The following is an 18,438-nucleotide window of genomic DNA, read 5'->3' on the forward strand; positions in this document are numbered from 1 at the left end:
AGGGAGAGTTGGGTTATGGGTATCCTTTGGACGATCATCATCGGCTTCCTGGCCGGCATCGTCGCCAAGTTCCTGATGCCGGGCCGGGATCCGGGCGGCTTCATCATCACGACGCTGCTCGGTATCGCGGGCGCCTTCGTCGCCACCTATCTGGGCGAGGCGGTCGGCTGGTACCGGGCCGGTGAAGGGGCCGGCTTCATCGGCGCCATCGTCGGCGCGATCATCATCCTTGCGATCTATCGCATGGTGGTTGGCCGTCGGACGACGGTCTGATTTCCGGTCATCCTGGCAGAAACTGAAAGAGGGCGGCCCCACCGGCCGCCCTCTCTCCTTGTGCGCGCGTTCTTGAACCGTTACGCCAGCGCGACTGGCGTCGGCATGAAGACGGCGCGGGAAATGGCCGCCTTGATCGCCTCGTTGGTGAAGGGCTTGCGGACGATCTGGCCCAGGTGGCGGGCGTTCGCCTCCTCCAGGTCGCCGTCGAAGGCGGTGACGAAGATGGTGCGCAACGCGCGCTTCTGGCGCAGGCGGCGGGCGATCTCCACCCCGCTGTCGCCGTCGGCCAGCCGCACGTCCAGCAGCGCGAGCGTCGGCTGCTCGGCCTCCAGCAGTTCCAGCGCTTCCTTCTCGTTCACGGCGGTGCCGCAGACCACATGGCCCATGTCGGCGACCAGGGAGCCGATCTCCATCGCCAGGATCGGGTTGTCCTCGACCACCAGCACACGCTGGGTCAGCGCCGCGCGCACCTTTTCGCGCGCGGTGTTCAGCCGCTCCGTCGCCTCGGCCGGGGTGATCTGAAGGACCTGCGCGGCCTCGGTGACCGACAGCCCTTCCAGAGTGATCAGCAAATACATGCGCCGCTCGCCCTCCGGCAGGGTGGCCAGCGCGCGTTCGATGGGATGGGGCGAGGGCGCGGGTTTCCCTTCTCCGTCGCCCCCTTCCTCTCCATTGTCATCGAACAGCAGATGCAGGAGCGCGTAGAGCGGCACCCGCGCCCCGCTTTCCAACCCGAAGCGCGACGGCGCCATCACGGCGACCTCGACGCAGCGGGTCACCAGATCGTCGCCCGCGTCGGTCGATCCGGTCAGCGCGCGCGCGTAGCGGCGCAGATACGGCAGATGATCGTAGAGTTGGCGTGCGTAGACTCGCATGACCCGTTCTTCCGCGCCGTCTGGTTGAGCCATCCGGTCCCCGGCACCGAACGTGCCGCCCGGCTGGGCTTGGTTAATTATCCATTAACTTCCTGAAACACTATCACGCCCCATCCGGGCCGCGAACCGAAAAAAAGCCGAGTGGGCATTCCCCGGTTGGCAGAGGTCAGCGCGCCTTTTCCCGCTGCTGCCGCGACCGCCACTGCCAGGGCTTCTCGACCTTTCCGGCCCACAGCCCCAACGTCCGGCTCTGCGCGAAGGCCTCTCCGGAGGCATAGGTCGGCGACAGGCTGCGGTAGGCGAAGGCCCAGCCGCGCGACACCATCGCCGCGCCCAGATCCACGCCGCGCACGCGGCATTCGCCCATCTTCTGCCCGTTGCGGTCCCTCTCCGCGATGGTGCACGTGACCTCCTCGTCCTTCAGTATGTTCGCCAGCACCGCCGTGGCGATGCGGAAGCAATCAAGCTCGCGACCGTACCGGTTCTTGCACATTTGTCCGGGATCCGGCGCGTCGATGCCCATCAACCGCACCGGAGCGCCGTTGACGGTCAGCAAGTCGCCTTCCACGGCAACCCCTCTGCCTTTTAACGTTTCATTGGGTGTGCTGGCGACCTTTCCTTTGGTCGTGCCACCCTGGGCATAAGCCGTCGAGCCGGCCAGATGAACCAGCACAACCACCACCAGACCGATGGCCTCAGAATAACGTCGGAGTTGCATCGAGCGGGGCCGCGCAGGTCTCGTCGTCATTGCGCACGCTGTTGACGCGCGGGCCGACCGAATAGGCTTCCAGCAGCTCGTCGGGCGCCGGCTTCAGCAGCCCTTCCAGCGCCGGGCGCGGCGCCGCCGGGTCGAGCCACAGGCCCCAATCCCGCTCGTCCAGGATCACCGGCATCCGCTCGTGCAGAAAGGACAGTGTGCCGTTCGCCGTGGTGGTGACGATGGTCAGCGACTCGAGTGGCCGCTCCAGCGCCGGCCCGCCTTTTGGCCCGGCCCAACGCTCCCACAGGCCGGCGAAGGCGAAGGGCGCGCGGTCGCGGCGGTGGATGGCGTAGCCCTGCTTACGCTTGCCTTCCGGTTTCCACTCATAGAATCCGTCCGCCGGCACGAGGCAGCGCCGCTTGCGGAACGCTTCGCGGAAGGCCGGCTTTTCCGCCACCGATTCGGCGCGCGCGTTGATCATCCGCGCCCCGATGGACGGATCATCGGCCCAAAAGGGCACGAGGCCCCAGCGCAAAACGGCCAGATGCCGCCCGTCCTCCTCCCGCCGCACGGCCGGCACATCCTGGGTCGGCGCGACGTTCCAACGAGGCTTGAGGTTCGGCCGTTCCGGGACGCCGAAGACCTTCTGGAGTTCCGAAACCGGCGTGGTGAGAAGCATGCGTCCGCACATGCCTCTGAATATGGCGCGTGGCGGACATCCGCGCCACCCTATCACCATGCCCCCTGGCACCACGCCCCCTATCACCACGCCGGGGTTCCCCTGCGCCAAGCTCGGGCCTATCTTGTCGGGGCGCTCCATGGGACGAGAACGGAAAGAGCCAGCACCATGCAGAAGTTCGGAATCGGCCAGGCAGTCCCCCGCACCGAAGACGCCCGCCTGTTGACCGGCGGCGGCCGCTACACCGACGACGTGTCGATGCCCGGCCAGACCTACGCCGTCTTCGTGCGCTCGCCCTACGCGCACGCCACCATTCGCGGCATCGATCCGGCGGACGCCGCTGGCCAGCCCGGCGTGCTCGGCGTCTTCACCGTGGCGGATCTGGAGGCCGACGGCATCGGCCCCCTGCCCTGCATGGCCGGGCTGAAGCAGCGCGATGGCTCTCCCTACATCGCCCCGCCCCGTCCGGCGCTGGCCAAGGGCCGCGTGCGCCATGTCGGCGACCCGGTCGCCGTGGTAGTCGCCGAAACGCTCGAAGCAGCCCGCGACGCCGCCGAACTGGTCATGGTCGATTACGACGATCTTCCCTCGATCACCGGCACGCGCGAGGCGCTGGAGCCCGGCCGTCCGCTGGTTTGGGACGAGGCGCCGAACAACCTGTGCTTCGACTGGGACCAGGGCGACGAGCCGGTCGTTGAGGAGGCGCTGTCCAAGGCCGCCCGCGTGGTGGAGCTGGAGATCGTCAACAACCGCGTGGTGCCCAACCCGATGGAAGGCCGCGCCTGCCTCGCCGGGGTGGAGGCCGACACCGGGCGTCTGGTCATCTATGTCACCAGCCAGGGCGTGCACGGCCTGCGCAAGCAGTTCTCCACGCTGTTCAATTTGCCGGAAAGCCAATTCCGCGTCGTCACCACCGACGTCGGCGGCGGCTTCGGCATGAAAATCTTCAACTACCCCGAGTACATGGTCTGCCTGTTCGCCGCCCGCCGGCTGAACCGCCCGGTCAAATGGACCGCCGAGCGGACGGAGGGCTTCATCAGCGACGACCACGGCCGCGATCATGTCAGCCGTGCCCGCCTCGCGCTGAACGCCGATGGGCATTTCCTCGGCCTGCGCGTGGACACGGTGGCGAATCTCGGCGCCTATCTGTCGAACTACGGCCCCTTCATCCCGACCGACGCCGGCTCGGCGATGCTGGTCGGGTCCTACAAGACGCCGGCCGTCTATGTGCGCGTGAAGGGCGTCTTCACCAACACCCAGCCGGTGGACGCCTATCGCGGCGCCGGCCGTCCGGAGGCCGCCTATCTGCTGGAACGGCTGATCGACCACGCCGGCCGCGTCACAGGTCTCGGCCCGGCGGAAATCCGGCGGCGCAACTTCATCCCGCCGGAGGCGATGCCCTACGCCACCCCCATGGGGCAGGTCTACGACACCGGCGAGTTCGTCCAGAACCTTGAGGACGGCCTTGCGCTGGCGGCGTTCGACTCGCTGCCCGCCCGCAAGGCGGAGGCCAAGGCGCGCGGCAAGCTGCGCGGCGCTGGCATCTCCACCTACATCGAGGCCTGCGCGGGCGGCGGGCCGGAGCAGGCGACCGTTCAGGTCAACGGCGACGGGCGCATCGTGCTGATGATCGGCACCCAGACCAACGGCCAGGGCCACGAGACTGCGTACAAGCAGATCCTCGCCTCCCGCCTCGGCGTTCCGCCGGAGGATGTGGAGGTCATCCAGGGCGACACCGACCGCGTCAAATGGGGCAGCGGCACCGGCGGTTCCCGCTCCGTCCCCGTGGGCGGCGCGGCGCTGGCGGAAAGCGCGTCCCGCGTCGTCACCAAGGCGACCGACGTGGCCGCCGACCTGCTGGAAACCGCCGCCGTGGACGTGGAGTTCAAGGAGGGCGTCTTCAGCGTCGTCGGCACCGACCGCAGCGTCTCCTTCAAGGAGGTCGCCGCCAAGGCCGCAGCGGATGGTAACGGCGTTGCCTTTTCCGAAATGGCTCGCTGGACCCCGCCGGCCAACACCTTCCCCAACGGCTGCCACATCGCGGAGGTCGAGATCGATCCCGACACCGGCGTGGTGGAGGTGGTGAACTACAGCGTCGTGGACGACTTCGGCACGGTGGTAAACCCCATGCTGGTGATCGGGCAGGTGCACGGCGGCATCGCCCAGGGCATCGGGCAGGCGTTGCAGGAACGCGTGGTGTTCGACCCCGACAGCGGGCAGCTTCTGACCGGCTCCTTCATGGACTACCAGATGCCGCGCGCGCTGGACATTCCGCCGATCCAGGTGAAATTGAACTGCGTGCCCAGCACGACCAACGCGCTCGGCATGAAGGGTGCCGGCGAGGCCGGGGCCATCGGCGCGCCGCCCGCCGTCATCAACGCCATCGTGGACGCGCTGTCCGACTACGGCATCCAGCATGTGGACATGCCCGCCACGCCTCAGGCGGTCTGGCAGGCCATCCAGGCGAACCGGACGAGGCAGGCTGCGGAGTAAGATGTCCCTGCGCCTTTTCCGATGGAAAGACCCTTTGTCACACTCCGAAGAACAGCATTCGCCTTAAATCGCGCCATTCACACGCCCGATCAATAAGGGCGGGAACGAGAGGGGGAGCGGGGAAATGGCGGCAGACGACAACGGCGCCAAGAGGAACGCCAAGGGCTGTGGCGGCCAGTGCGCCAACGGGCTCGGCTTTGACTTCACGATGGCGTTCCAACCGATCGTAAACGTCGAGGCCGGCAACGTCTGGGCGCATGAGGCGCTGGTGCGCGGCAAGGAAGGCCAGGGCGCCGGCTGGATTCTGGGGCAGGTGACGGAAGACAACCGTTACGCCTTCGACCAGTCCTGCCGCATCAAGGCCATAGAATTGGCCGCACGCCTCGGCATGGGCGATGCGCGGCTGTCGATCAACTTCCTGCCCAACGCCGTCTACAAGGCCGAGACCTGCATCCGCGCCACGCTGGAGGCGGCGGCCCGCACCGGCTTCCCACCCGACCGCATCGTCTTCGAGGTGACGGAGAACGAGCGCGTGGTGGATCAGGCTCACCTGAAGAGCATCTTCCGCGAATACAAGCGCCAGGGGTTCCTGACCGCCATCGACGATTTCGGCGCCGGCTATTCCGGCCTGAACCTGCTGGCCGAATTCCAACCGGACGTGATCAAGCTGGATATGGAACTGACGCGCGGAATCGACCAGGACCGTCCCCGCCGCAGCATCGTCAAGGCGATCCTCGGCGTCTGCCAGGACCTCGGCATCACCCCTGTGGCCGAAGGCGTGGAAACCCGGGAGGAGTCGCTCGTCCTGCGCGACCTCGGCATCACCCTGATGCAGGGTTATCTCTACGCCCGCCCGTCCTTGGAATCCCTGGTGACCGAACCGGCGCTGGCGACGGCGTAAAGCGTCATCCCCCGATCCAACTCGCCAGCGCGTAGGCCGCCGCCGCCGCCAGCCCGCCCACGGCCAGCGTCTGCGCCCCGGAGCGCAGCGCGCCCATGCCCGTCAGCCGCCCCTTGATGGCGCCGAAGACCGCCAACGCCACCAGCGTCACCGCGACGGAGATTTGCAGCGCCGGCATCAGGTGGTCCAACAGGATGTAGGGCACCAGCGGGATCAACCCGCCCACCACATAGGCCCCGCCGATGGTCGCGGCGCTGGTCGGGGCACGGCGGGGATTGGGCTCGTCCAGGCCCAGTTCGAACTTCATCATGAAGTCCACCCAGCGCTGCCGGTCGCTGGCGATGGCCGCCACCACGGAATCGAGCTGCGCGCCTTGCAGGCCATAGTCGCGGAAGATGGCCGCCACTTCGCGCCGCTCCTCCTCCGGCAGTTCGTGCGTCTCGCGAACCTCGCGGGCGTATTCCGACCGGTAATGCTCCGCGTCCGTGCGCGCCGCCAGATAGCCGCCCAGCCCCATGGCGATGGCCCCCGCCACGATCTCGGCAAGGCCGGCGGTCACCACCAGCCCGGTGTCGTCCACCGCCCCCGCCAAACCGGCGGCCAGCGCGAAGGGCACCGTCAGGCCGTCAGCCATGCCGATCACCACGTCGCGGACGGTTTCGGATGCGGTGAAGTGGCGCTCGGTGTGCGGAACGGCAGGCATGGACGCTCGCCTTCTCAAGAGGTTGGCTCCCTGATACCGCAAACAGGAGCGTCAGAGCACCCCGCAAGCCGCGACCGATCACCGCGCCCGAACGGCCAAGGTCATATAGGTCATGCCACCGCCATAGGAGGCCAGCTTGGCCGCCAGCGCCCCCTCGCCCGACAATGGCGTGAAGCCCTGGCGGTCCCAATAGGCGCGCGCCTTGGGCGTGGAGGTCAGCGCCAGTCGCGCGTATCCCCGCTCCGCCGCCAGCGCGCGTGCGCGCTCCAGCGCCGAGGCCCCCAGCCCCAGCCCGCGCGCCCGGTCCAGCAGCGCCACGTCGTGCAGGTAGAGGCAGTCGGCGTCGGCCGGCAGGCTCCCCAACGGCGAATCGAGCGGCGGCGGCGCGCCGATCCGGCCCGGATGCATCACCGCGTAACCGACCGGCATTCCGTCGGCCACCGCCATCCAGCATCCCGCCGGGAACAGGGCGAGGCGTTCGGCGAAGACGCCGCGCTCCTCCGGGTAATCGGGGTGCACGACGTCCGCGATATCCATCACCGTGTCGAGGTCGGAGGGCTCCATGGCCCGCCAGATCGCGTTCATCCGCATGCTCCTATGCCCATTGCACTTTCCGGGGCTTCCAGCCGGGCCATTCGGCGCGCTATGGTCGATGTTCGACTGTTGTCCCCTGGAGGAAACCATGACCGACGCCGCCGCCGTGGCGAGCCTTTTGCCCAAAGTGCGGACCATCGCGCACGAAGCCGGTCAGGTGATCCTGCGCTTCTACAACGGCGGCATCGACGCCGCCACCAAGGTCGACGGCAGCCCGGTCACCCAGGCCGACATCGCGGCCGAGCACGTCATCATCCCCGCCCTGCACCACGTCGCCCCCGGCATCCCCGTGGTGTCGGAGGAAGCGGCGGCGGCCGGGCACAGGCCGGACATTTCCGGCGGGCGCTTCTGGCTGGTCGATCCGCTGGACGGCACCAAGGAATTCATCAGCCGCAACGGCGAGTTCACCGTGAACATCGCCCTGATCGAGGCCGGCCGCCCGGTGCTGGGCGTCGTCTACGCGCCGGCCACCGGCGACCTTTACGCCGCCGCGGGGCCGGGCACCGCCGTGCATTGGGTAGAGGGTCGCCACGATTATCCTATCAAGGTCCGCACGCCGCCCGCCGATGGCCTGACCGTGGTGGCCAGCCGTTCCCACGGCTCCGGCGGCGAGCTGGAGAATTTCCTGGCCCAATACACGGTCAAGGACCGGGTCAGCTGCGGCAGCTCGCTGAAGTTTTGCACGGTGGCGGCGGGCAAGGCCGACCTCTACCCGCGCTTCGGCCTGACCAGCGAGTGGGACACCGCCGCCGGCCACGCCGTCCTCGCCGCCGCCGGCGGCCGGGTGGAGCAGCCGGACGGCTCGCCCCTCGTCTACGGCAAGGACGACATCCTCAACCCCTTCTTCATCGCCTACGGGTGGTGACGGACGAATGGTGAAAACCCTGTGTGAGGCGGCCGTCGCGGTGCTGACCGCCGCGGCGCCGCTCGACAAGGTGCGGCTGACGCAAGAGTACGCCGCCGCGTGGCGCGAGGGCCGCATCGCCGACTTCGGCACCCTGCCCCCGCCCGAGCGTCCCACACGCCCCGAGCGTCCCGAACTGAAGCTGCCCCGCGACATGCCCAAGCGCGGGCGCGGCGGCAGCGCGCAGAACCGCGTCGCCTTGCTGCACGCGCTGGCGCACATCGAGCTGAACGCCATCGACCTCGCCTGGGACATCGTCTGCCGCTTCGTGGGCGAGGGCATGCCCAAGGGCTTCACCGACGATTGGGTCCAGGTCGCCGACGACGAGGCCAAGCACTTCCTGATGCTGGAAGAGCGGCTGAACCAGCTGGGCGCGAGCTACGGCGACCTGCCGGCCCATGACGGGCTGTGGCAGGCCGCGACCACCACCGCCCACGACCTCGCCGCCCGGCTGGCCGTGGTGCCGATGGTGCTGGAGGCGCGCGGCCTGGACGTCACCCCCGACACCGTCCGCCGCCTGCGCGAGTTCGGCGACGAAGAAAGCGCCGGCCTGCTCCAGATCATCCACGACGAGGAAATCACCCACGTCGCCGCCGGCCGACGCTGGTTCGGCCACCTCTGCGCCAAGCGCGGCGAGGATCCGGTCGAGGCGTGGCAGGGACTCGTGAAGCAGTATTTCCGGGGCAGTTTGAAGAAGCCCTTCAACGTGGACAGCCGGCAGGCCGCCGATTTCGGGCCGGAGTTCTACGAGCCGATCGCGGAGTGATACCGAAGGCGTTTGATGGCTTCCATCAAACGCCTTCGGTTCAAACCCGGCAGCACATGGCCAGCCATGTGCGAGAGGGTCATACGGCCGGCCGAAACATGAAGCCTTCATGCGCCGGCCGTATGAGGAGCCGTCAGCGCCGCGAAATCTGGCCGATTTCACCGGATCGCAGCTTTTCGATCAGCCGCTGCTCGAACTCCGGATCGTCGGCCACGTTGACGCCATTGTCCTTCAGCCGTTGATTTTCGATCAGATCGAGACTGCTGACGAAGTGAAGGCCAGGATGATTCGGCGGGATCGGCAGACCGGGCCGGGCCGGATCCACCGTCACGCCCATGCGGATCTCCCATTGACGCCGCATCAGCGCCATCGGATCCGGGTTGCCGATACGCCGCAGGGCCGCCTCGACCTCGTCGAGTTCCTTCCGCTCTTCGGGCGTCAGGCGCGACGGCAGGATCTCGTTTTCCCAACGCTCGGAACGCACCGATGCGAGACACAGGTGCATCGCGCTGCTGACCGTGCTCGCGGTGATCTTGCCCTCTTTGGCCAGCGCGATGATCCTGTCCTGGTTGTCCTTGCCAAGAGCGGAAAACGCCGCCGCATGATCGCTGTTGAGATCAAGCAGCATCGTATCGACGGAGATGCTGTCCGGCGCGCGGGCCGCGGTCTTGGGCGCGGCCGGAGCCCCGCCACGGGCGGCAGCGTACTTGGCGGCGCGCTCGGCCGCCTCCACCGCGCTCAAGGGCTTGGCCGTCCGCGTTGCGAAATCCAACTGAACCAGTTGAAAGTTGGCGAAGGTGAGCATTGGTCCTCCCGGTGCGGTGCGGCGCAAGGCAGCCATGCAACCCACGGACCAAAACCGCGCACCTCCACAACCCAGATGAAGCGCCGGCTGAGGAACGTGCGGGCATTTCCTTCTCATTATGGGCGGCAGTCTGTGCCGTCCTGAAACGGTAGTTTTTGCCGGGATGTCCTGCTCAGTCCAACACCAGCAACGGGCGAAACACCTCCTCCAAACTGGTTTGGTGACACCCCGCCTTCACCAGATTCCACGGCGTGACGTTCGTCGCACGGATCAGTTTCCGCACCACGCGCCCATCCTCCGCGTCGAAATCCAGCACGTTCAGCGCCGCGAAGTCCTGCTCGAACACGCCAAGCGCGCCAAGCCCGGCCCCGCAGGCCCAGGACAGCAGCAGCCGGTTCACCCCGTCATGCGCGACCAGCAGCAGTTGCGTCCAGCCGGGCTCCGCCAACAGCGCCTCGAAGGCCGCGACGACGCGCGCCTGCACCTCTTCGAAAGCATCCCCCCCGGCGAACCGCGCCCCCGGAGCCGTCGCCGCCTCGAACCCGTAGACGTAGGCGGCCTCGCGCTCCTCGCGCGGGATCAGGCGAAAGCGGCCGGCGCGGATCTCCAGAAAGCCCGGCGCCTCCTCCACGTCCAAGCTACGCCCAGCGACCGCCAGGTCGGCCGTCTCGCGCGTGCGCGGCAGCCCGGAGCAGATCACCCGGTCGAGCGGCACCGCCGCCAGGGCCTCCCCGGCCGCGCGGGCCTGCGCCCGCCCCTCCTCCGTCAGCCCGGCGAGCTTCGGATTCAGCGGCTGCCCGGCCTCGTCGTAATAGGCCACCTGCCCATGCCGCATCAGATAGACGCGGCGGCGGCTGCGCGTGCCGTCCAGTGGCGTGAAGCTCACGACTTCAGCGCCTTGGGGTTGGAGATGCCGAGCCGCGCGCGGACGATTTCCTCCAGGCAGTCCATCAGCATGCCCTGCCCGTCCTGGTCGAAATCGCCGGCCGCGATCTCAATGCACAGACGGTGCTGAAGGCCCTCCACGCGCTTGCGCAATTCATCTCCGGACAAGGACCCGTCCGCGTCCTCCCCATACAGCGGCGCCAGCGCCGCCAGCATGGCGTGCCCGGCGTCGTCCAGACCATTTAGTTCGCGTTGGGCGATGGACAGGGCGTTGGCGATCATCAGCGCGGTGTAGCGCTGGGCCGGCGGGATGTTGGGCAGCAGGTCGTAGCGGAAGGTCTCCAGCGCGATGTTCAGCAGCCCCTTCGCATCAGGATTGGCGCGCATCAGTCGGCCCTCGCTTCGGTGGCGCTCGTCTCTTCAACCGTCCGGCCGACGGCCTTCAGGTGCCGCAGCAGGTCCATTTCGATCTCCGGCAGCATGCGTCCGGTCAGCGCCAGTTCCAGTGACGGTTCCTCGCCGGAGGTGTGGCGCCGCCCCTGCAACAGCGCGATGGCGGCCCAGCGCACATAGGCCGCCGCTTCCCAATAGGCCACGGCCTGCGGATCGACCTTGCGCCCCGACGTTTCCTCGTAGCCCGCGTAGAAATCCTCGCGGCCGGCCAGCCCGCCCGCCTGGCGGTCGTTGCGGCCGAACCGCCAGGACCGCGCGCAGAACCAGCCCAAATCCTCCATAGGGTCGCCGAAGCCCGCGAACTCCCAATCCAGAATCGCGGTCAGTTTGCCGTCCTTGACCAGATAGTTGCCGGTGCGGAAATCACGGTGGCACAGCACCAGATCGCCCGGCGGGGGTGCGTTCACCTCCAGCCAGCGCAGGCCCCAGGCCAGCACGGGGTCACGCGCCGCCACCTCCCCCATCCAGTCGCGGTAGCTGTGGATGCACGCCAGCGCCGGGGCGGCGTCGGACAGCGGCAGCGCCTCCAGGCCGGCCGTGTCCGGCCCGGCCTTGTGCAGCAGCCCGAGTTGCCGCCCCAGCTCGCGCGCCAGCCCGCGCTGCGGCTCGTCGGACTTCACCACCTTGTGCCCGGCCCCGACGCCGTCCGCCCGGCGCATGATGTAGAAGTCGGTGCCCAGCACGGCCGGGTCGGCGCAGGCGGCGATGGGCTCCGGCGCCGCGACGCCCGCGTCGAAGGCGGCCCGCAGCACGGCGAATTCCTGCATCTTGGAGATGCTGGCCTTCATGCCCGCCGACGACTGGGCGCGCAGCACGCAGGCGTGCCGCCCGGCGAGCGGCCCGCCCTCCACGTCCAGCGTCACCGCGAGGTTGAGCGAAATCGCGCCGCCACCCAGGCGCCCCTCGTCGGCCACGGACACGCGCGTCGCACCCGTGGCTTCGGCCAGCCACGCCTCCAGGCGCGGGCGGCTGTCGTCGTTGATCAGGACCATGACCAGAATCCGTCGCTCTCGTCCATGTAGAAGCGCGACAGAACCATCTTGTGCACCTCCGACGCGCCGTCAACCAGACGCGCCTGCCGCGCATAGCGGTACATCCATTCCAGTGGCGTATCCTTCGAATAGCCCCTTGCACCGCACAGCTGAATGGCCGTGTCCACCGCCTTGTGCAGCGTGTCGGCGACGTGCACCTTGGCCATCGACACCTCCTTGCGGGCGAAGTTGCCGCGGTCGAGCTGCCACGCCGCCTTCATGGTCAGCAGGCGGGCGATCTCTATCTGCATGGCGACGTCGCCCAACATCCACTGCACGCCCTCATGCTCGGCCAGCTTGGAGCCGAAGCTCTCGCGCTCGCGCACATAGGCCGCCGCGATCTCCATGGCGCGCTTGGACATTCCCGTCCAGCGCATGCAATGGGTCAGGCGCGCCGGCCCAAGGCGGATCTGCGTCACCTTCAGCCCGTCGCCGACATTCATCAGCACGTTCTCGTCCGGCACTTCCAGCCCGTCGAAGCGGAGTTCGCAGTGACCGCCGTGCTCCTCCGGCCCCATGATCGGCACGCGGCGCACGATCTCCCAGCCTGGCTGGTCCTTGTCGAACAGGAAGGCGGTCAGCCCCTTGCGCTTGTCGTCCGAGGTGCGCGCCATCAGGATGAAGTGCTGCGCCTCGCCGGCCCCGGTGATGAACCACTTGTGGCCGGAAATCACCCAGCAGTCGCCCTTGCGCTCCGCCTTGGTGCGGATCATCGACGGGTCGGAGCCGCCGCCGGGGTGCGGTTCGGTCATGGCGAAGGCGGAGCGCACTTTGCCGTCGATGATCGGCTGCAACCAGCGCTCCTTCTGTGCCTCGGTCCCGACCTTGTTCAGCAGCATCATGTTGCCGTCGTCGGGAGCCGCGCAGTTGAAGACCACCGGCCCGAAGATGGAGCGGTTCATCTCCTCGTAGCTGGCGGCCATGCCGACGATGCCGATCCCCTGCCCGCCGCGCTCCTTCGGCATCTGCGGCGCCCACAGGCCGGCGGCCTTCGCCTCCCCACGCAGGCGCTCCAGCACGGCCGGCGCGATGTTCTCATGCTCGTCATAGGCGGCCGGGTCGGCTTCCTCGGGCAGGATGCGGTCCTCGACGAAGGCCCGCACCTTGCGGCGGTACTCCTCGATGTGCGGCGGCAGGGTGAAGTCCATGAAAGGCCCGTCCTTCAAAGCGTGTTCACAAGGTGCCCACCGTCCACCGGGACGATGGCGCCGGTCATGTAGGCCGCCGCGTCGGAGCACAGCAGCAGCAACGGCCCGTCGAGGTCCGGCAGCTTCCCCAGCCGACGCTGCGGCACGCGTTTGATCAGCGCCTGCCCCGCATCGGTCGCCAGGAAATCGCGGTTCAAATCCGTTTCCATGTAGCCGGGGGCGAGCGCGTTCACCCGGATCCCGAACCGCGCCCATTCCAGGGCCAGCGCCTGCGTCAGCTGCACCAGCCCCGCCTTCGACGCGGCGTAGGCGGCGACGTGCCCGGCGACGCGCAGGCCGAGGATGGAAGCGATGTTGACGATGGAACCGCCCTTTCCGCCGTCCTTCATAACGCGGGCGGCCTCCTGCGCGACCAGGAAGGCGCCCTTCAGGTTGGTGTCGACGACCCCGTCCCAGTCGGCTTCCGTATGCTCCAGCGCGGCCTTGGAGACGGTCGTCCCGGCGTTGTTGACGAGGATGTCCAGGCCATTGAGCACGCCGGCCGCCTCCCGCACGCCGTCGCGGACGGAGGCCACGTCGGTGACGTCCATGGGAACGGCGACGGCCTGTCCGCCGGACGCGGCGATCTCCGCGACGACGCCGTCCAGACTGTCCCGCCGCCGCGCCGCCAGCGCCACCCGCGCCCCGGCCCCGGCGAGCACCGTGGCGAAGTGCCGGCCAAGCCCGGAGGAGGCCCCGGTGACCAGGGCGGTTCGGCCGGAAAGATCAACGATCATCGTTTGCCCCTAAGCGTCAACTCTGCGCCCCCATCCCAACCTTCCCCCACTTCGCGGGGGAAGGAGCTTGATCCCCTCCCCCGCCGACAGGTGGGGGAGGGTTAGGGTGGGGGCTCGCGGCAACCACGCCCCTCACAACCCCTTCGCCTGATCCCTCAGCACGAATTTCTGGATCTTCCCCGTGGAGGTCTTGGGCAACCCGCCGAACACCACCGTCCTCGGCGCCTTGTAGTGGGCGAGGTTCTCGCGGCAGAAGGCGATGATGTCCGCCTCGGTCACCTGCCCTTCCGACCCCGGTTTCAGGGTGACAAAGGCGCAGGGCGTCTCGCCCCACTTGGCGTCGGGCCGGGCGACGACGGCGGCTTCCATGACGTGGGGGTGCTTGTAGAGGACCTCCTCCACCTCCAGGGACGCGATGTTCTCGCCGCCGGAGATGATGATGTCCTTGGCGCGGTCCTTGATCTCCACATAGCGGTCGGGGTGCATCACCGCGAGGTCGCCGGTGTGCAGCCAGCCGTCGCGCAAAGCCTCCTCCGTTGCTTTGGGGTTCTTCAGGTAGCCCTTCATCACCGTGTTGCCGCGCAGGACCAGTTCGCCCAGCGTCTGCCCGTCGGCGGGAACCGGCTCGCCCGTCTCGGGGCTGAGCACCGAATGCTCCGACATGGTGACGTGCGGCACACCCTGGCGGGCCATCTTCACCGCGCGGTCGTCGAGCGACAACGCCTCCCAGTCCTCCTGCCATTCGCACAGGGTGGCGGGGCCGTAGCATTCGGTCATGCCGTAAAGGTGCGTCAGGCTGAAGCCCATGCGCTCCATGCCGGCGATCACCGCGCTGGGCGGTGCCGCCCCGCCGGTCGCCACCTGCACGGGGCCGTGCTCGAACTTACGTTTCACGGCGTCCGGCGCGTGGATCAGCATGGTCAGCACGATCGGTGCGCCGCAGAGATGGGTGACCTTCTCCTCCGCGATCAGCCGGAAAATCTCCGCCGGGTCCACAGTGCGCAGGCAGACGTGCGTCGCCCCCACCGACGTGACGGCCCACGGATAGGTCCAGCCGTTGCAGTGGAACATGGGCAGCGTCCACAGATAGACGCTGTCCGGCCGCAGCCCGAAGGCGATGACGTTGGCCAGCGCGTTCAGGTGCGCGCCCCGGTGGTGATAGACGACGCCCTTGGGATTGCCCGTGGTGCCGGAGGTGTAGTTCAGGGAAATCGACTCCCACTCGTCCTCCGGCAGGCGCCAGGGGCGGTCGGGATCGCCGGTGCGCAGGAAATCCTCGTATTCCTGGTCGCCCACCGGCTCGACCGTCTGCGCGGCGGGATCGTCGATCCACACGACGCGCGGTGGTTTCGCCATCCGTTCCAAGGCGGTACGGGCCACGTTGGCGAGGCCCCGGTCCACCAGGAACAGCCGGCTCTCCGCGTGTTCCAGGATCAAGGCGACGCTGGCCGCGTCCAGGCGCGTGTTGATGGCGTTCAGCGTCGCGCCCGCGCCGGGCACGCCGAAATGGGCCTCCAGCATCGCGGGCGTGTTGTAGGCCAGGACCGACACCACCTCCCCCGTCCGCACCCCGGCGTTGACAATGGCCGATGCCAGGGCGCGGGACCGCTGCTCCACCTCCGCCCAGGTCAGGCGGCGGTCACCGTAGACCACACCCACCTTGTTCGGGTGGATCATCGCCGAGCGGCGCAGGAAGTCGAGCGGGGTCAGAGGAACGTAATTGGCCGCGCGCTTGCCCAGGTCGCCAGAAGTGGTCCCTGGGGCGGCCCCTAAAGCGGTGTTGGCGGACGGAGTGGTGGCGCCCACGGTCGTGCCCTCCCTGTCGTTCTCGCGGCGCCTCGACGCGGGCGCCTTGACGGGGATGGTAGGCATGAACACGGCCAACCGACAAGGGCGACCTTCGGCAGGATCATCAGCGGGCAGCGGCGACCAGCTCCGTCACCACGTTGGCGTTTGCGGCGGCCAGAGCCTCGGCGCGGGTGCCGTAGTCCAAGCTGCCGGAAAAGCCGCCACGCTCCACCACCGTGCGTATCCAGGCCGGCGAGGTGCCCAGGCCGACCAGCCGCTCGATCATCTGCTTGGTGGTCTTCAGCGTCATGGTGCCGGACCGGTCATCGCGCGGGGCGTGAACCATGAACCAGGCCCCCGGCTCCGCGCTACGCTTGGCGCCGGCCATGAACACGCCGAAGCACATGCTTTCGCAGGTCGCGGTGCCGCGCACCAGCGTGTTGACGGCGCGGCCCTCGGCGCGGTGGCGCAGCATGGCGTCGATCATGGCGTAGCCGGCCTTCACGAAACCGCCGGGGCTGTCCAGCTCGACCAGCACGGCCCGGCCGGCGGGGGCGGCGTCCAGCGCGCCGATGAAGGCGGCGGCCACGTCCGGGGTGATGACGCCGGTGACGGCGACGCGCACCCGGTTCACCTCCAGTCGCACCGCGACGGAACCAACAAGCGCGGCGTCCACCGCCGGCGGCTGCGCGATGCTGGTGGTCTCGGCCGCGCAGGGCAGCGCCATGACCAGCGGCGCCGCGACCAGCAGGGCCAGGACCGTCAACAGGGTGCGCATCGCGGGGCTCCATCGGTGAGAACGGGCCGACGATACGCGAGAGACGGGAACCGGGCTGTGCAGGCGCTCACAGAGGACGCGCGTTTCCCCTACCCCGCGCGAAAGCGGTGCACGCGGGCTAGCGCGTTAACGCCTCTGGCTTCGCCGGAAGGGCGGGCAAGGCTTGTAAGATAAAGCGCCATCAATCCCAACGCGGGAGCCCAGCATGACGGCGGTGCGGATCGCGTTCGACAAGGAACTCGTCCTCTCCGGACACTTCCTCCTGAAGCATCTGGAAAAGCCGGAGCTGCAACGGCTGGCGTCGAGCGCCCGGCTCGCCTATTACCGCCCCGGCGCGATCATCTTCCAGAAAGGCGACCCCGGCGACAGCATGATGGCGGTGATCCGCGGCCGGGTGAAGATCTGCTCCCACTCCGCCGACGGGAAGGAGCTGGTGCTGAACATCATCAACAAGGGCGGCCTGTTCGGCGAGATCGCGCTGCTCGACGGTGAACCGCGCACCGCCGACGCCGTGGCGCTGGAGGAAACCGACCTGCTGGTGCTCGACCGCGCCAAGTTCATCCCCCTGCTGAACGAGCGCCCGGCGGTGGCGCTGCAACTGATCACCGTGCTGTGCAAGCGCCTGCGCCAGACCAGCGAGCATCTGGAGGACACGCTCTTCCTGGAGGCCTCGTCCCGCTTCGCCCGCGCCCTGATGCGTCTGTCGGAGGTGTTCGGCAAGCCCGTCCCGAACGGCCTGAAGCTGGACATCAAGCTGTCACAGCAGCAGCTCGGCTGCCTCGTCGGCGTCTCGCGCGAGAGCATCAACAAGCTGCTTGGCGAATGGCAGCGCAACGGCGTCATCGCTGTGGAATCCGGCCGGATCACCCTGCTGGACCGCGAGGCGCTGGAGGAGATCGCGGAGGCGAACGGGTAGCCCTCAGACACCATCGCGGCGGAAGTGCCGTTCGAAGAATTCGACGCAGACTCGAAGCTTGGCCGAGGTGGTCAGCCGGGCGGGATAGACGGCCCAGATGTCCGCCGGCTGGCTGTAGCCGGGGAGGACCTGGACGAGCTTTCCGGCTTCCAGCGCGGCGCGGACATCCCACACCGACCGCAGCATGATGCCCCGCCCGGCCACCGCCCATTGGTGGACGATCTCGCCGTGGTTGGAGGCGAGCGGCCCGGTGACGCGGACGGAGGTTTCGCCGTCCGGTCCGGCCAGCTTCCAGACGCCGAAGGGGTGGTCGCGCTCCTTGATGACCAGACAGTCGTGACCGGACAGATCGTCGAGATGCCTCGGCGTCCCGCGCCGCTCCAGATAGGCCGGTGCGGCGCACAGGATGCGCCGGTTGGCGGCCAGCCGACGCGCCATGAGCTGCGGCGCGATCTCATTGCCGACGCGGATGTCCAGGTCGATGCCCTCGCTCGCCAGATCGACCAGTCGGTCCGACACGTCGAAGCGGACCTCAAGCTCGGGATAGCGCTCCGCAAGGGCGTCGATGGCCGGCGCGACATGGACCCGCCCGAAGCCGAGGCTGCTGCTGATGCGGATCAGCCCGCGAGGGGTGAGCCTGGCCGCCGACACCTCCTCCACCATGTGATCGACGTCGTCGAGGATCGACTGCGCCCAGCGGTAGACGCGCTCGCCCGCCTCCGTCACCGCGACCCTCCGCGTGCTGCGGTGGAGCAGCTTCACGCCGAGGCTACTTTCCAGCAGCTGTATCCGCTTGCTGACGTAGGCCGGCGAGGCACCGAGCGCGTCCGCGGCCGCAGCGAAGCCCGATTTGCGGGCGACTAGACAGAAGACGCGCAGATCCTGAAGTTGCGGGGGATTCTTCACGATTCGTGTTTCATGCATCCATGACCGGGACGATTATGAACGATCCCGGTTCCGCTATGCT

Annotated in this window: 20 protein-coding genes; 6 read left to right on the forward strand and 14 right to left on the reverse strand. The window is 68.4% G+C overall.

Annotation, left to right across the window (positions count from 1 at the left end; genetic code table 11):
* Positions 1-15: 15 nt before the first annotated feature.
* Positions 16-273 carry a GlsB/YeaQ/YmgE family stress response membrane protein gene (locus J2852_RS16135; RefSeq protein ID WP_209877279.1) on the forward strand — a complete coding sequence of 86 codons (258 nt, stop codon included), beginning with the start codon at positions 16-18 and terminating at the stop codon, positions 271-273.
* Positions 274-353: 80 nt separating this feature from the next.
* Here J2852_RS16135 and J2852_RS16140 read toward each other — a convergent pair whose 3' ends face one another.
* From J2852_RS16140 to J2852_RS16150, 3 genes are all read right to left on the reverse strand, one after another.
* Positions 354-1,151: a response regulator gene (locus J2852_RS16140; protein ID WP_209877281.1), complete on the reverse strand. Its 798-nt coding sequence runs from the start codon at positions 1,149-1,151 to the stop codon at positions 354-356.
* A gap of 166 nt (positions 1,152-1,317) precedes the next feature.
* Positions 1,318-1,719, reverse strand: coding sequence for a thermonuclease family protein (locus J2852_RS31560; RefSeq protein WP_343206762.1), 402 nt, complete (start codon positions 1,717-1,719; stop codon positions 1,318-1,320).
* A 127-nt stretch (positions 1,720-1,846) separates the two neighbouring features.
* Positions 1,847-2,530, reverse strand: a complete 684-nt coding sequence (locus J2852_RS16150; protein ID WP_209877284.1) for an SOS response-associated peptidase — start codon at positions 2,528-2,530, stop codon at positions 1,847-1,849.
* Between the two features lie 168 nt (positions 2,531-2,698).
* Between J2852_RS16150 and J2852_RS16155 the strand changes: the two genes are divergently transcribed.
* Together J2852_RS16155 and J2852_RS16160 are read left to right on the forward strand one after the other, a co-directional pair.
* A complete protein-coding gene (locus J2852_RS16155; protein WP_209877286.1) occupies positions 2,699-5,023 on the forward strand; it encodes a xanthine dehydrogenase family protein molybdopterin-binding subunit in 2,325 nt (774 codons plus the stop codon).
* A 124-nt stretch (positions 5,024-5,147) separates the two neighbouring features.
* Entirely contained in the window at positions 5,148-5,924 is a 777-nt protein-coding gene (locus J2852_RS16160; protein ID WP_246499711.1) for an EAL domain-containing protein, read from the forward strand.
* A 4-nt stretch (positions 5,925-5,928) separates the two neighbouring features.
* Here the strand turns inward: J2852_RS16160 and J2852_RS16165 are convergent, their stop codons facing one another.
* On the reverse strand, positions 5,929-6,627 hold the full coding sequence (locus J2852_RS16165) for a VIT1/CCC1 transporter family protein (RefSeq protein ID WP_209877287.1): 699 nt from the start codon (positions 6,625-6,627) through the stop codon (positions 5,929-5,931).
* A 78-nt stretch (positions 6,628-6,705) separates the two neighbouring features.
* Positions 6,706-7,212, reverse strand: a complete 507-nt coding sequence (locus J2852_RS16170) for a GNAT family N-acetyltransferase (RefSeq protein ID WP_209877288.1) — start codon at positions 7,210-7,212, stop codon at positions 6,706-6,708.
* Between the two features lie 97 nt (positions 7,213-7,309).
* Here J2852_RS16170 and cysQ point away from each other — a divergent pair, with 97 nt between their 5' ends.
* Together cysQ and J2852_RS16180 are read left to right on the forward strand one after the other, a co-directional pair.
* Positions 7,310-8,086, forward strand: a complete 777-nt coding sequence (cysQ, locus tag J2852_RS16175) for a 3'(2'),5'-bisphosphate nucleotidase CysQ (RefSeq protein WP_209877289.1) — start codon at positions 7,310-7,312, stop codon at positions 8,084-8,086.
* A gap of 7 nt (positions 8,087-8,093) precedes the next feature.
* A complete protein-coding gene (locus J2852_RS16180) occupies positions 8,094-8,891 on the forward strand; it encodes a ferritin-like domain-containing protein (RefSeq protein WP_209877290.1) in 798 nt (265 codons plus the stop codon).
* Between the two features lie 133 nt (positions 8,892-9,024).
* Here the strand turns inward: J2852_RS16180 and J2852_RS16185 are convergent, their stop codons facing one another.
* The 8 genes from J2852_RS16185 to J2852_RS16220 form a co-directional block, all read right to left on the reverse strand.
* Positions 9,025-9,696 carry a hypothetical protein gene (locus J2852_RS16185; protein WP_209877291.1) on the reverse strand — a complete coding sequence of 224 codons (672 nt, stop codon included), beginning with the start codon at positions 9,694-9,696 and terminating at the stop codon, positions 9,025-9,027.
* A 172-nt stretch (positions 9,697-9,868) separates the two neighbouring features.
* Positions 9,869-10,582 (reverse strand): histidine phosphatase family protein, encoded by a 714-nt coding sequence (locus tag J2852_RS16190; protein WP_343206763.1) that lies wholly within the window; start codon positions 10,580-10,582, stop codon positions 9,869-9,871.
* Complete coding sequence (locus tag J2852_RS16195) at positions 10,579-10,968, reverse strand: DUF6285 domain-containing protein (protein WP_209877292.1); 390 nt, start codon at positions 10,966-10,968, stop codon at positions 10,579-10,581. Before J2852_RS16195 ends, J2852_RS16190 begins: the two co-directional genes overlap by 4 nt.
* A complete protein-coding gene (locus J2852_RS16200) occupies positions 10,968-12,026 on the reverse strand; it encodes a phosphotransferase family protein (RefSeq protein ID WP_209877293.1) in 1,059 nt (352 codons plus the stop codon). The genes J2852_RS16195 and J2852_RS16200 overlap by 1 nt, the downstream gene beginning before the upstream one ends.
* On the reverse strand, positions 12,017-13,213 hold the full coding sequence (locus tag J2852_RS16205; RefSeq protein ID WP_209877294.1) for an acyl-CoA dehydrogenase family protein: 1,197 nt from the start codon (positions 13,211-13,213) through the stop codon (positions 12,017-12,019). The genes J2852_RS16200 and J2852_RS16205 overlap by 10 nt, the downstream gene beginning before the upstream one ends.
* A gap of 14 nt (positions 13,214-13,227) precedes the next feature.
* Positions 13,228-13,989 carry an SDR family NAD(P)-dependent oxidoreductase gene (locus J2852_RS16210; protein ID WP_209877295.1) on the reverse strand — a complete coding sequence of 254 codons (762 nt, stop codon included), beginning with the start codon at positions 13,987-13,989 and terminating at the stop codon, positions 13,228-13,230.
* Between the two features lie 132 nt (positions 13,990-14,121).
* Positions 14,122-15,729 (reverse strand): acyl-CoA synthetase, encoded by a 1,608-nt coding sequence (locus J2852_RS16215; protein WP_246499745.1) that lies wholly within the window; start codon positions 15,727-15,729, stop codon positions 14,122-14,124.
* A 172-nt stretch (positions 15,730-15,901) separates the two neighbouring features.
* A complete protein-coding gene (locus J2852_RS16220; RefSeq protein ID WP_209877297.1) occupies positions 15,902-16,555 on the reverse strand; it encodes an ATP-dependent Clp protease proteolytic subunit in 654 nt (217 codons plus the stop codon).
* 205 nt (positions 16,556-16,760) lie between these two features.
* On the opposite strand from J2852_RS16220, the gene J2852_RS16225 reads away from it, so the two are divergent.
* On the forward strand, positions 16,761-17,471 hold the full coding sequence (locus tag J2852_RS16225) for a Crp/Fnr family transcriptional regulator (RefSeq protein WP_209877299.1): 711 nt from the start codon (positions 16,761-16,763) through the stop codon (positions 17,469-17,471).
* Positions 17,472-17,474: 3 nt separating this feature from the next.
* Here the strand turns inward: J2852_RS16225 and J2852_RS16230 are convergent, their stop codons facing one another.
* Positions 17,475-18,377, reverse strand: a complete 903-nt coding sequence (locus tag J2852_RS16230; RefSeq protein WP_209877301.1) for a LysR substrate-binding domain-containing protein — start codon at positions 18,375-18,377, stop codon at positions 17,475-17,477.
* Positions 18,378-18,438 lie beyond the last annotated feature (61 nt).

It is taken from the genome of Azospirillum soli (assembly GCF_017876165.1).
GTDB classification, from domain to species: Bacteria; Pseudomonadota; Alphaproteobacteria; order Azospirillales; family Azospirillaceae; genus Azospirillum; species Azospirillum soli.